The sequence below is a fragment of the Lipingzhangella rawalii genome (genome assembly GCF_031628175.1).
Taxonomy (GTDB): Bacteria; Actinomycetota; Actinomycetes; order Streptosporangiales; family Streptosporangiaceae; genus Lipingzhangella_A; species Lipingzhangella_A rawalii.
The window spans coordinates 40,759-53,989 of record NZ_JAVLVT010000009.1 but is presented as its reverse complement, the minus strand read 5'-3'; the positions used below and the strand labels follow the sequence as shown (position 1 = coordinate 53,989).

Sequence of the window (13,231 nt, the reverse complement as noted above, 5' to 3'; positions counted from 1 at the left end):
ACGACGGCCAGCGGGGGTGGGGGTGGGTGCTTCTCGGGGGTCTCGCTGTGGGTGTTCATTTCCCCGTGGCGTTCCTGTCGCGCGCCATGTCGAACACGGGTGGGGGCCGGGGTGCGTGTCGGGCCTCCCCGTTCGTGGTGACCGCCGGCGGGTGTCGGGCGCGGGGCGCCCGTTGTCGCACGACGGCCAGCGGGTGGGGGCGGCGGTCGTGGGACAGATCTCCGTGGCGGGAGCGGCGTGTTCGTCTGTGCGGGGGCTAGCCGGGTGGGGGTGATCGGAGTGCGCGCGCGGGTTTGCCATGGCTGAGTCGACTCAGAGGACTCTGCCGGCTCCGGGGAGCGATGTCGCGTTATCCGGCAGGTTGGGTATGGTCTTGCGGGCTGTCCGCGCGCTTGCTCCGCCGCGAGGGGAACGAGCGCCCGCACCCCAGATACCCGCTGGCCGTCGTGCGGGGGAGCGCCCCCAGGGCGCGACGCCGCCGGCGGCCGATACGGCGCGTGCCCACAACCAACCACCGCCACCATTCTCCGCCACCGGCCACCATGTTCGCGGTACCGGTCGCGGTGGGTCACGGGTCTCGGTCAGGTCCGCTGCACCATTGCACCGTGTGTGCGCCTGGTCGGTCACCGGGGCCGTGGTTCCCCACGGCCCCGGCCCTCCGGGGCTCGTCGTGGCTCCAGGGGGCCGGGGCCGGGTCGGGGTGTGGGTCAGTCCTTCGGCCCACCCGCCACGTAGATCACCTGGCCGTTGACGAATCCGGCGTCCTCCCCGGCGAGGAAGGCGATGGTGGCGGCGATGTCGTCCGGCTTTCCGGTGCGGCCGGCCGGGATCTGCCCAGCCGCGGCGGAGGTGAAGTCCTGGAAGTCCACGCCGATACGTTCGGCGGTGGCCTTGAGCATGTCGGTCTCTGTGGTCCCCGGGGCCACGGCGTTGGCGGTAATGCCGTACTTGCCCAGTTCGATCGCCAGGGTCTTGGTGAGTCCCTGGAGTCCGGCCTTGGCGGTGGAGTAGTTCGCCTGGCCGCGGTTGCCCTGGGCGGAGGTGCTGGACAGGTTGATGATGCGTCCCCAGCCGGCCTCACGCATGTGTGACTGCGTTTCGCGGCTCATCAGGAAGGCACCCCGGAGGTGCACGTTCATGACCGCGTCCCAGTCGTCCACCGTCATCTTGAACAGCAGGTTGTCCCGGATAATCCCGGCGTTGTTGACCAGGATGGTGGGCGCACCGAGCTGTTCGGTGATCTTCTGTACGGTTGAGCGAACCTGGTCTTCGTCGGACACGTCGCACTCGAGGGCCAGGGCCGAGCCCCCGGCGGCGGTGATCGCCTCGGCGGTCTCCGTAGCGTCGGCACGGTCGACCGCTGCGACCGCGTTTCCGTTGGCGGCGAGTCGGCGTGCGGTCTCGGCGCCGATACCGCGGGCTGCTCCGGTCACGATCGCGACACGGCTGGTTTGCGACATTGCTCAACCTCCACTCTTGGGCGCGGATGCGTGCCGCGCATCTTAGTACGGACCCCGAAGCAGTTTGCGTCAGGGGTAGAACGCAGGTGGTTGGGGAAGAACAGAATCATCTGCATGAGGCGCATGCACGTGCATCAGGCTCTTGCATTTGCATGCGACACAGGAGATACTGTCGATCGTGCGTCTGGTGGATACGAGCGATCGAGGCGACTGCAAGGGGATCGCGGTGAACGGACATTCAACCCGGAGTTCGGTGGAGTGGGACAGTCGGGTGGATTGGACGTCTCCCGCGTCGACCTCGAATCCAGCGTGGTGGATACCCGCGTTACGAGCGGCTGCCATCAGTTGGGGGAGTTCGGTGGCCCAAGTGGGGCACACGTGCGCGCGCTGGCATCTGGAGGCCGACCTCCGCTCGGTCAAGATCGCTCGGGAGCTGACCCTCGCGGTGCTGCGCGAATGGGATCTCACTCGAATCCACAGTAACGTTGAGCTGGTGGTGTCCGAACTGGTGACCAATGCGCTGCGCCACGCAGGGGGGAGCCAGGACAGCAGAGAGGACATCGAGCTGAGTGTCCTGAGTCGGGATGGCCAGTTCGTATGTGCCGTACGGGACACCAGTGACGTCCTGCCCGCCGCGCGGGAACCGGACTTCATGTCGGAGTCCGGCCGAGGGTTGCATCTGGTGGCGTGCTTCAGTGACCGCTGGGGCGCCGTACCATCCGTCCCATGCGGTAAGTTCGTATGGGCATTGTTCAGCTGAGCTCAGTTTTGCCAGGATTGACCTGTCCCGGACCCGTCGATGTCCTGAGTCACACCCTGTCGACGGAGCCACAGGTGCACGTTCTGGGGCCGTAGATCGAGGCGCATATGCCGGTACAGTGGGTACCCCTGTAGGGGAGGGGATCCTTGCCGCTCCACGTCATGGGAGCTGGGGAGGGAGCAGCGGTGAGCATGGCTCAGCCTGGTAGCGGTCCGACCGTCCGGCGGATCCTGCTTGGGCACCAACTTCGCAAGCTCCGCGAGGCCAAGGGGATCAGTCGTGAGGACGCCGGCTACAAGATCCGTGGCTCGGAGTCCAAGATCAGTCGACTGGAACTGGGGCGGGTCGGCTTCAAGAAGCGCGATGTCGAGGACCTGCTCACGCTGTACGGAGTGACCGCCGCTGAGGAACGCGAACAGCTCCTACATCTGGTCGAGGAATCCAATAAGCCGGGTTGGTGGCAGCAGCACAGTGAGGCACTGCCCAGCTGGTTCCCCGCCTATGTCGGTCTGGAGGAGGCCGCCACCCGGATCCGGACCTACGAGGTGCAGTTTGTTCCCGGCCTGTTGCAGACGGAGGACTACGCCCGACACGTCATCCGGAGCGGCGATCCCGAGGCCGACGAGCACGAGGTGGAGAGCAGGGTCACCGTACGGATGACCCGGCAGCGTCGGATCTACGAGAACCCCGAAGTGCGGTTCTGGGCCATCATCGATGAGGCCGCACTGCGTCGTCCCATGGGCAGTGCACAGATCATGCGCAATCAGCTGGACTTCCTGCGGGAACTCACCGACCATCCCAGCATCACGATTCAGATCGTGCCGTTCCGTGTCGGCGCCCACGCCGCGGAGGGTGGGCCGTTCACGATCCTGCGTTTCCCCGAGTTCGACCTGCCCGACATCGTCTACCTCGAACAGCTCACCGGTGCCCTGTACCAGGACAAGCGCGAGGACGTTGACATCTACACCATGGTCATGGAGCGGCTCAGCGTGGCGAGTCAGACTCCGAGCAAGACGCCGGACGTGCTCACGGCCATGATCAAGGACCTGTAACCCCACGGTCCGGGCCCGACCGCTCGTTCCTGCCGCGGCAGCCCCAGCGGTGGGCACCCAGCTCTGTGGTGTCGGTGCTGTCCATGCTGCTCAGGCAGTTCATGCTGTCTCGCGGCTCCAGCGGTTCGCGCCGAGTCCCGAGCCCACCGCGGCGTGGCCGGGCTCTGGGCCGGGGCTCCTGCGCGCCGGGGCTGGGAGGAGGGGCGGCGCGCAGGAGCCCCCGCTGGTGGTAGGGGAGCCCCACCCCCCGACATGACGCGGAGCTCCCCGGATCGTGGGCTGCCCTATTGCAGCATGTTGTCGAAGTCGCCGTCCTTGGCGCCACGGATCAGGGCATCAACCTCGGCTGCGGTGTAAACGAGCGCAGGGCCGTCCGGGAACCGGGAATTGCGCATGGCCACCGAACCGTCGTCCAGCTTGGCCAGCTCTACACAGTTGCCCCTGGAGTTGCTGCGGCGGCTCTTCTGCCATGCGACACCGGAGAGCTCAGTGCTCGCAATGCCGTTGTAGACCATCGAAGAGACTCCATTCACTCAGCGGAGTTGTCGTGTAAGCCAGTGCGGTGGTGCAGGCGCGCGGGACGTGGGGGCGTGCGACCGGGGGCCGGGGCCATGCCCTCGCCGTGGTTCGTGAACTACACACATCTCACTGCATATCCAAATGCACGTGCGTTTGCATCGTACTTTGAACAGGATAGCGCACGTGCAGGGAATTGCGAAGCGTGGTCCGTGGCTGCGGCGGCACAGATTGGGCGGGTAGCAGGTGAGGAGGGATCCGATCGCCGGATCCGGCCACCTCGTCACCCTCGGTTATCCTGGCCACCCCGGTTCGGGGGAGTCGGCGGTGTGGGACGAGTGGGACGGCGGGGGTGCTCAGCTCCCCGAGCAGTCGAGAGCGCCGGTGAGGGCGTCTAGGTTCGCGCGCATGATGCTGGGGTAGTCGTCTCCCGGCGAGTCCTCGGCGAGCCCTTCCAAGGCGTCCAGAACCTCCACGGAGACGCCGGTCTCGGCCGCGATCGTCTCGGCGACCTGTGGGCTGACCAGGACCTCGGTGAAGATGGTAGACACCCCGGAGTCGTTCACGAGGTCGGTGACTTCCCGCATGCGCGCAGGGGAGGGTTCGGTCTCCGGCTCGATGCCGGAAATGGAGATCTGTTCCAGGTCGTAGCGGTCGGCGAGGTAGCCGAAGGCCGCGTGGCTGACCACGAAGGTTCGCAGCTCGCAGTCGGCGAGGCCGCGTTGGTACTCCTCGTCGATGTCGTCGAGCTCGGCGGAGACTTCCTCGGCTGCTCCGGTGAGGTCATCGGCGGCGTCGGGGTGCGCCCCCGAATCGACGGTCGCTGCGAGCTGGTCCGCGAAGGCCTCGGCGGTCGTCGCGAACAGCTCGGGGTCCAGCCACATGTGGGGGTCCTCGTCCCCCTCCTCCGCGCCGGTGTTGGCGACGTCCACGGTGCGCAGTTCGACAATGTCGGCGACATTCAGGGCGGTACTGCCGGTGCCGTCCGAGGCGTCTGTCTGCTGTGCCACGGCGTCATCGACGGCTGGCTGCATGCCCTCGATATAGAAGACCAGGTCGGCATCGCCGATCTGGCCAACCTGACGCGGGCTGAGTTCCAGGTCGTGCGGGTCGAGGCCGGGCTCGGTGAGATTGGTGACCGAGATGTCGGCCTCCGTGTTGGCCACGATCTCCTCGGCCAGCCACTCCAGGGGGTACACGCTGGTGACCACGGTGACGTCCGCGGAGTCGGTGTCGCTGCCGCATCCGGCAACGGCACCCACCAGTAGGCCACTCGTCAGGAGCCGGGCTGTGACTCCCGGCTGGCGCTGTCCCCCGAATCGCATGGGTCCATGATCTGCCGGGTGAAAATGATTGTCAATTTGTTCCGATGGGGCAGGACTCAGTCTTGCTCCGCGAAGTGCTCCACGTCCTTGGTCTTGCCGGCGATCATGATGATGTCCCCCTTCTGCGGCACGGTTTCGGCGGTGGCGTAGGTGAACTGCTCGCCGTGGCGCTTGATGCACACGACGGTGATCCGGTAGTTGTTTCGGATCCCCGACTCGCCCAGCGCCTTGCCGATGATCTCGCGGGGAGCCCGCGTCTTGCCGAGGGCGAAGTCTTCCTCGATTTCGATGAAGTCCAGCATCCGCCCGGAGACCAGATGGGCCACCCGCTCACCCATGTCGTGCTCGGGCAGGACCACATGGTGTGCGCCGATCTGCTGGAGGATGCGGCCGTGCCGGCGGTTGACCGCCTTCGCCCAGATGTGCGGTACCCCCATATCCACCAGGAGTGAGGTGGTCAGGATGCTCTCCTCCAGGTGGGACCCGATCGCGACCACGGCACGGGTGAACTCGTGCGCGCCCACCTGCCGGAGTGCCTCGTCGTCGGTGGAATCGGCGATGACCGTGTGCGAGAGGATCTCGCTGAACGCCTGCACCCGGCGGCTCATGGAGTCCATCCCGAGCACGTCCCAGCCGTGGGTGACCAGCTCGGTCGCGAGTGAGCCCCCGAAGCGTCCCAGACCAATCACGAGCACCCGCTTGTCGTGGCTTCGCTGGCGCGCCATTTCTTCCTCCTGGATGGTGGGGTGGTCTCCGCCCGGTCGGTGGTGGTCAGCCGATGATAGGTCGGCCTTCGGGCAGGTCGTATCGGCGTGTGCGCTCGCGCAGGGCGAGCGCCGAGGCGAAGGTGATCGGCCCGATACGCCCGGCGAACATGATCATGACGAGGAAGCCCTGGGCGAAGGGAGGCAGGTCCCCGGTGATGCCGGTAGACAGCCCGACCACGCCAACGGCCGAGGTCGCCTCGAACAGCACCTGTTCCATCGGGAAGGGGGTGAGTGCCAGCAGTACGACCGTGGTCATCGCCAGCATGGTCATGGACAGGAAGGTCAGGCTCAGCGACTGCCGGATCACTCCGCTGGACAGGCGCCGATTCGAGGCGTGTACGTGGGGGTGGCCCCGCATCTCCGACCAGAGCACGATCCACAGCACAGCGAATGTGGTGACCTTGATCCCTCCGGCGGTTCCGCCGCTGCCCCCACCCACGAACATCAGCATGATCGTGGTGAACAGGGAGGCTTCGGTCATGGCGCCGGTGTCGATGGCATTGAGTCCGCCACTGCGGGGCATGACTCCGTGGAAGGACCCGGCCAGGAGTTTCTCACCCAGGCCCATTGGCCCCAGAGTGTCGGGGTTGTTCCACTCCAGGGTTGTGATGGCCGTGATCCCGCCGACCAGCAGCACCAGGGTGGTGTACACGGTCAACTTTGTGTGCAGGCTCCACAGTTTGGGAGAGCGGGCGTGCCGCCACAGTTCCAGCATCACCGGGAAGCCGATTCCGCCCAGGATGACGCCGATCATGGCGGGCAGCAGCATCCAGCCGTCCGCCGAGTAGCGGGACATACTGTCGGCGAACAGGGAGAAGCCGGCGTTGTTGAAGGCGGAGATGGCGTGGAACACGCCGATATACAGGCCACGCCAGAATGACTCGTCGTAGTGCGTCCACAGTCGGGTGACCATGACGGCGGCGAGCGCGGCCTCGATGGTCAGACTCATCAGCAGGATCCGGCGTGCGATCCCGCTCACGTCGGCCACCTGGAAGGTGCGGGTCTCGGTCTGCAAACTGAGCTGGAGCCGGATACCGAAGCGGCGCATCACCACGATGCCGAGCAGGGTGGCCAAGGTCATGATGCCCAGCCCGCCGGCCTGGATCAGCCCGAGAATGATCAGTTGGCCGGTCAGGGACCAGTGCGTTCCGGTGTCGACTACGACCAGGCCCACCACGCACACCGCGGACGTCGCGGTGAACAGCGCTTCGACGAAGGAGGTCGAGCTTCCCGGAGCCTGGGCCACCGGGAGCATGAGGAGCCCCGCACCGAGAAGAATAACGATGGCGAAGCTGCCGACCACGGCCTGAGCGGGACGGGTGTAGTGCCGCCGTCGCACGTCGGGGGAAGTGCGCGGGGTGAATCGCCGGCCACGGTGCATGATGCGCAGGATCCGGCTCGGCCAGCTGGGCCACACCAGCCAGGCACGCCAACCGGCCCAGGATAGCCATGGTCGGGACGAGGTCACGGAGTACGAAGGTAGCGCTGCCGCGTGAGCACGTCCAATCTGGGGTCTCGGCGTGCTGCCGGTTGGTTCGCGATCTCGTCGATCCCCTCATCGGCTTTTCCCGGCCCCCATGGTCTGAGGGTCCACCCCCGGATGTCAGAAGCGCCGTAACCCCACCCCCACCGGCGCCCGGCAGCGCAGTCGCCGGGGTCCTAGTAGTGGTTGGCCCGTTCGTGCTCGGCGTGGCTGGGCGGCTCCACCTGGAGGGTGGAGTGCTCCACGTCGAAGTGTCCCTGGAGGCAGCTGCGTAGGTCGTCCAGGATGCGGCCGCAGTCGGCGAGACGGTCCTCCTCCACGACCACGTGTGCCGACATCACCGGAACACCGGAGGTGATGGTCCAGGCGTGCAGGTCGTGGACGTCGCGGACTCCCGGCTGGGCCAGCAGGTGATCCCGCACCTCATCCAGGTCCACATTTCGGGGCGTGGCCTCCAGCAGCACGTGTACCGCCTCGCTGAGCAGGTTCCAGGCGCGCGGCACGATGAAGGCCGCGATCGCCAGGGAGATCACCGAGTCGGCGCGCTCCCAGCCGGTGGTCCAGATCACCAGGGCGGCCACGATCACCCCGATCGAGGTGAGCATGTCACCGAGGACCTCGAGGTAGGCGCCACGTACGTTGAGGCTCTCCTTCTGTCCCTGCCGTAGGAGGAGGAGACCGACGATGTTGGCCACGAGTCCCACACTGGCGGCCGCCGCCATGATCGGGCCGGTGACCGGTTCGGGGTTGGCCAGTCGCTGCACCGACTCGTAGGCGACGAAGGCACACAGCCCGAACAGGACCAGGGCGTTGGCCGCCGCGGCGAGAATTTCCGCCCGTTGGAGGCCGAAGGTGCGTTTCATGGAGGCGGGGCGGCCCGCGAGCCATACTGCGAACAGCGCCAGCACGATACCGAAGGAGTCGGTGAGGGTGTGGCCCGCGTCGGCGAGCAACGCGAGGCTTCCGGAGGCCACACTGCCCAGCACCTGGACCACCGCCACGGACAGCATCATGCCGAGCACCGCGACCAGCCGGCCGCGATGCGCCTGAGCCGCCGTGCGATGGCCGTGGTCGTGACCGCTTCCCACCGGTGCCTCCCGATCATGGCTGGGTTGGGGTGGGGATAGCCGCGCGCGGTGTCCGGTCCCGCGCACACCCCCGAAACAGTTCAGTCACTGCTGTTTATACAGCCCACACTGTCTATACAGCAAACGCTGTAAAATGATTGTCATGTTGACTTCCGATCAGCGCCTGGATGCGATCCACCGACTCGGCCGAGCCCTGGCCGATCCAACCCGGTGCCGGCTCCTGTTGGCCCTCGTGGACGGCCCCACCCACCCCGCGGATCTGGCTCAACAGCTGGGTCTTACCCGGCAGAACGTGTCCAACCACCTGTCGTGTCTACGTGAGTGCGGACTGGTAGCCACCGCCAGCGAGGGGCGCAGGGTCCGCTACACGCTCGTGGATGCCCGGCTCGCGCACGCGCTGGACGACCTGCTGGGCGTGGTCTGGGGTGGGGCGACCGAGCATCAGGAGGAGACCACCCCCACACATCCGAATCGGGGGCAGCCGGCCCCCACGGTCCATGAGCCGGGATGAATGCCCATATCCTGGGTGACGCGTGCCCGGAAGTATGCGCGGTGGGCACCGACGCCCCCGCGCCAGAACATCAATCACCCCTGAGGAAACGCGTCATGCCCAGCTCCGCTCGGAGTTCGTCGTGCCTGCGTGGGGAGGAGGGCGCGTGGCCCGCCTAGCACAGCTCTCCCTGCGCAACCGAGCACTCATTCTGCTGCTCACCCTGGCCGCGTTGGTGTTCGGTGGTGTTGCGACCACCACGACGGACCGGGAACTGTTCCCGCCGCTCGACGTGCCGATGGTGATCGTCACGGCCGAGCATCCCGGCGCCTCCCCCGAGGTGGTCGAGGAAGAGGTGACCGCGCCGCTGGAGGAGGCGGTGCGGGGCGTGTCCGGCGTCACGGACTACACCGCTACCTCCAGCACCGGTACGGCAACGGTGATGGCGGAGTTCGACCACGGCGACGGTACCGACGAGGTCGTGCGCGCCGTGCAACTGGGCGTGGACCAGGTCGGCCCGATGCTGCCCGAGGACGTGGATCCCTTCGTCATGTCCTTCGGGGTGGACGACATTCCGGTTGTGATGCTCGCAGCCAGTGCCGGCAATGGCGAGGAACAGCAACTCGTCGAGCCACTGCGGAACCAGCTCGTGCCCGAGCTGGAGAGTATCGACGGGGTACGCGGCGTCCAGATGATGGGCGAGCGAGAACGATCGGTCGTCGTCACCCCCGACCCGGACGAGCTGGCCGAGCATGACCTGTCCGTTCCCGAACTTACCCAGGCCCTGGAGAGTAGCGGTGTGATCACCCCCGGGGGTGAGATCACCGAGGACGGCGAGACTCTCTCCGTGACGACGGGGGAACGGCTGGAGTCGGTCGATGAGGTCGGCGAGCTGTGGATCCAGCCGGGCGCGGAGCAGCCCGCGGCTGCGCCCGAGCCGGGGGCACTGGAGCCGGGCCCCGCGGCCGCACCCGAGCCGGTACAGGTGTCCGAGCTGGCCGAGGTGGACAGCGAACTGGCCGAACAGACCAGCATCACCCGCACCGACGGCTCGCCCAGCCTCGGCATCATGGTCACCAAGACGCCGGAGGGCAACACGGTCACGATCTCCGAGGCGGTCCATGAAACCGTCGCCGAGGTCGAGCCAACCCTGGGCTCGGACGCCGAAGTGTCGGTGGTTTTCGACCAGGCCCCGTTTATCGACGACTCCATCGAAGCCATGGGTCAGGAGGGCGCGCTCGGGCTTACCGCCGCCCTGCTGGTCATCCTGACTTTCCTGTTGTCGATTCGGTCCACCCTGGTCACGGCGGTGTCGATTCCCGCCTCCCTCCTCGTCGCGATGCTCGGGGTCCAGGTGTTCGGCTACACCCTGAACATGCTGACCCTGGCGGCGATCACGATCTCGGTCGGGCGGGTGGTGGACGACTCGATCGTGGTCCTGGAGAACATCAAGCGGCACCTGGGCTACGGCGAGGAACGCATGACCGCCGTCTACAACGGTGCCCGCGAGGTGGCCACCGCGGTCAGCTCCTCCACACTGATCACGATCGCGGTCTTCCTGCCCGTCGCGTTCGTCGGTGGCGAGGTTGGGGAGCTGTTCCGCCCCTTCTCCGTGACCGTCAGTATCGCGCTGGCCGCATCCCTGCTGGTGGCCCTCACCATCGTTCCGGTGCTGGCGTACTGGTTCCTGCCCCGTCGCTCGGTGGCCCCCGAGGAAGCCGAACGCGTCCGCGCCGAAGAGCTGCGGCGGGAACGGCGCACTCCGCTCCAGCGTGCCTACGTCCCGGTAATCCAGTGGGCCACGCGTTGGCGGTGGACCACCCTGGCCGGCGGGGTCGCGATCTTCCTCGGCACGATCTCCCTCGTGCCCCTGCTCCAGACCAGCTTCCTGGACGACACAGGGGACAACAGTCTCTACGTCACGCAGGAGCTGGAACACGGCACCAGCCTGGACGAGGCCGACGCCGAGGCACAGCTCGTCGAGGAGGAGCTGGAAGGGCTCTCCTGGGTTGAGTCCTACCAGGTGTCGCTGGGCGGCGATCCGGTTCAGGCCTCCATGGGCGGGGCCGGGCCGACCACCACCCAGTTCACCATCACCACCGACCCGGACGAGGATCAGGCGGAGCTGCGGGACAAGCTGCGGCATGTCCTGGACGGGGTGGACACCGACACCGAGCTGGGCATGGCCGACCCCAGTGGGGTGGGCTCGGACCTGGAAGTCGAGGTGCGGGCCGAGACACTCGCGGCCCTCCAGGAGGCCACCCCCGAGGTGCGCGACGCCGTTGCGGACGTGGATGGCCTCGAGGATGTCGAGTCCGACCTGGACGCGGAACGGCCTCAACTGCGGGTCGAGGTCGACCGCGAGGCCGCGGCGGAGGAGGGCCTCACCGAAGCCGAGATCGGCATGGCGGTGCGGGAAGCGTTCCAGGGCCAGTCCGTGGGAACCGTGTCCATCGAGGAGCGCCAGCGCGATCTTGTCGTGCGGGCCCAGGACCAGCCCCAGGACGTTGCCGAGCTGGAGGAGGTCGAGCTCACCACGCCCGGCGGCCAGATCCTGGAGGTCGGTGATGTGGCCGAGGTGGTGCAGACCGCCGAACCGCCGGAACTGACCCGCAGTTCGGGCCTGCGCGTCGCGACCGTCGCCGCGACACTGACCGCGGCCGACCTCGGCGCCGTTACCGCCGATATCGAATCCGCCCTCGCCGATGTGGACATCCCGGATGAGGCGACGGTGGAGGTCGGCGGCGTCAGCGCAGAGCAGCAGGAAGCCTTCGCCCAACTGCTGCTCGCGATGCTCGCTGCGGTGCTGATCGTCTACCTGATCATGGTGGCGACGTTCAAGAGCCTGCTCCAGCCACTGATCCTGCTGGTGTCGATCCCGTTCGCGGCCACCGGCTCCATCGGCATGCTGCTGCTGACCGGGACCCCCCTGGGGCTGCCCTCCCTGGTCGGCATGCTGATGCTGATCGGCATCGTGGTCACCAACGCGATCGTGCTCATCGACCTCGTGAACCAGTACCGTGACTCCGGTATGGAACTGGGAGAGGCCGTGGTCGAGGGTGGCCGACACCGGCTGCGCCCCATCCTGATGACGGCACTCGCCACGATCGGGGCGCTCACCCCGATGGCGATCGGTATTACCGGCGGCGGTGCCTTCATTTCGCAGGGGTTGGCCCTTGTGACCATCGGTGGCCTGGTAAGTTCCACCGTGCTGACCCTGGTGCTGGTGCCGGTGCTGTACACGATGCTGGAGCGTCGCAAGGAGCGTTCGGCCGAGCGCCGCGCCCGCCGACGGGCTCAGCGGCGGGCCGCTGCCACCTCTGGCGATGACGCAGGGTGACATGCGGTACGTCGATTTGTGACACCTGCCTGTAGAAAGGCAAGCTGCCGGCATGGAACCAACGAAGCGAACAGACAGTGACGGAGACATCGCCCTGGATGACCTGGTTCGCGAAGAACTGGGGGACGAGCCCTCCCAGGAGGCGATCGACTACGCCAGGGAGCTGTACGAGCGCTACCGTCTGCCCACCGAGGAAGAGAAGGAGGACAGCTGAACCGGGGTCCAGGCTGGGGTGGGTGCGCCGTTAGGCGGCATCGTCCGTCGCGTCGGCGTCCCAGGTGAGCTCGAACCACACGATGTGACCGAGGCCGTCCGCGCGAAGCTCGGCCTCCCACCGGGTGGCCAGGGCGGCAACCAGGTCGAGCCCTCGCCCGTGTTCGTGGACGTCGTGCGGTTTGCGATGCATGGCCTGTGGGGTCTGCCCGGAGCCAAGGTCGCGTACCTCGACACGGAGCCAGCGGCGCCCCACCCGAACCGTGACCTCGAACTTGCCGCCACTGTGCCCCGAGTTGGTGTGGGTCACGGCGTTGGTCGCCACCTCGCTGGTCAACAGGACCGCGGTGGTGAGTTCCGGAATGTCGCCGACACACCGCGCGACGAAGGTGCGGGCGTGTTTGATCTGGCTCGCTAACCCCGGAAATCGCCGCTGGTGCACAGCTGGCTGCTGGGCCGGTTGCGACGACTGCGGCTCGGACGGCTCCGGAGCGGGCCCTGAATCGGCAGCGGTGGTACTCAACTTCCCTCCCCTGGGGTGCTGCGCTGCGACTGACGCTCGGGGGACGGGGATGCGCACGGGCGGTGACGGTCCGTGGCCGTCGGAACCGTCACTCCCTGGCTGAGGATACGTGCTCTTCATCTGGGCCCGGGCCGGGAGATGTATGTCGTGACCCACCCCTCAACTTGACGTTGAACCTGCTTGCGTGTTCCCGAGCTGCTTCTTCGTGTCCGTT

Annotated in this window: 12 protein-coding genes; 5 read left to right on the top strand and 7 right to left on the bottom strand. The window is 67.1% G+C overall.

Annotated elements, in window-relative coordinates; genetic code table 11:
• Positions 1-707: 707 nt before the first annotated feature.
• Positions 708-1,460, bottom strand: coding sequence for a 3-oxoacyl-ACP reductase FabG (fabG, locus tag RIF23_RS16920; protein WP_310913541.1), 753 nt, complete (start codon positions 1,458-1,460; stop codon positions 708-710).
• 367 nt (positions 1,461-1,827) lie between these two features.
• On the opposite strand from fabG, the gene RIF23_RS16915 reads away from it, so the two are divergent.
• A complete protein-coding gene (locus tag RIF23_RS16915) occupies positions 1,828-2,220 on the top strand; it encodes an ATP-binding protein (protein ID WP_310913540.1) in 393 nt (130 codons plus the stop codon).
• Between the two features lie 191 nt (positions 2,221-2,411).
• Entirely contained in the window at positions 2,412-3,272 is an 861-nt protein-coding gene (locus RIF23_RS16910; protein WP_310913642.1) for a helix-turn-helix domain-containing protein, read from the top strand.
• Positions 3,273-3,556: 284 nt separating this feature from the next.
• Here the strand turns inward: RIF23_RS16910 and RIF23_RS16905 are convergent, their stop codons facing one another.
• The 5 genes from RIF23_RS16905 to RIF23_RS16885 form a co-directional block, all read right to left on the bottom strand.
• Entirely contained in the window at positions 3,557-3,787 is a 231-nt protein-coding gene (locus RIF23_RS16905; RefSeq protein WP_310913539.1) for a DUF397 domain-containing protein, read from the bottom strand.
• A gap of 357 nt (positions 3,788-4,144) precedes the next feature.
• A complete protein-coding gene (locus RIF23_RS16900; protein WP_310913538.1) occupies positions 4,145-5,113 on the bottom strand; it encodes a metal ABC transporter substrate-binding protein in 969 nt (322 codons plus the stop codon).
• A gap of 56 nt (positions 5,114-5,169) precedes the next feature.
• The gene (locus tag RIF23_RS16895) at positions 5,170-5,838 is read right to left on the bottom strand and encodes a potassium channel family protein (RefSeq protein WP_310913537.1); all 669 of its coding nucleotides are present in this window, start codon (positions 5,836-5,838) and stop codon (positions 5,170-5,172) included.
• A 46-nt stretch (positions 5,839-5,884) separates the two neighbouring features.
• Positions 5,885-7,261, bottom strand: a complete 1,377-nt coding sequence (locus RIF23_RS16890; RefSeq protein WP_310913536.1) for a TrkH family potassium uptake protein — start codon at positions 7,259-7,261, stop codon at positions 5,885-5,887.
• A 278-nt stretch (positions 7,262-7,539) separates the two neighbouring features.
• Positions 7,540-8,451 carry a cation diffusion facilitator family transporter gene (locus RIF23_RS16885; protein WP_310913535.1) on the bottom strand — a complete coding sequence of 304 codons (912 nt, stop codon included), beginning with the start codon at positions 8,449-8,451 and terminating at the stop codon, positions 7,540-7,542.
• Between the two features lie 133 nt (positions 8,452-8,584).
• Between RIF23_RS16885 and cmtR the strand changes: the two genes are divergently transcribed.
• The 3 genes from cmtR to RIF23_RS16870 all read left to right on the top strand — a co-directional run bounded on the left by cmtR (position 8,585) and on the right by RIF23_RS16870 (position 12,495).
• On the top strand, positions 8,585-8,962 hold the full coding sequence (cmtR, locus tag RIF23_RS16880) for a Cd(II)/Pb(II)-sensing metalloregulatory transcriptional regulator CmtR (protein ID WP_407659494.1): 378 nt from the start codon (positions 8,585-8,587) through the stop codon (positions 8,960-8,962).
• Positions 8,963-9,107: 145 nt separating this feature from the next.
• Complete coding sequence (locus tag RIF23_RS16875; protein WP_310913533.1) at positions 9,108-12,281, top strand: efflux RND transporter permease subunit; 3,174 nt, start codon at positions 9,108-9,110, stop codon at positions 12,279-12,281.
• Positions 12,282-12,333: 52 nt separating this feature from the next.
• Complete coding sequence (locus tag RIF23_RS16870) at positions 12,334-12,495, top strand: hypothetical protein (protein WP_310913532.1); 162 nt, start codon at positions 12,334-12,336, stop codon at positions 12,493-12,495.
• Positions 12,496-12,525: 30 nt separating this feature from the next.
• On the opposite strand, the gene RIF23_RS16865 is transcribed toward RIF23_RS16870, so the two are convergent.
• Entirely contained in the window at positions 12,526-13,017 is a 492-nt protein-coding gene (locus RIF23_RS16865) for an ATP-binding protein (protein WP_407659493.1), read from the bottom strand.
• Between the last annotated feature and the right edge of the window lie 214 nt (positions 13,018-13,231).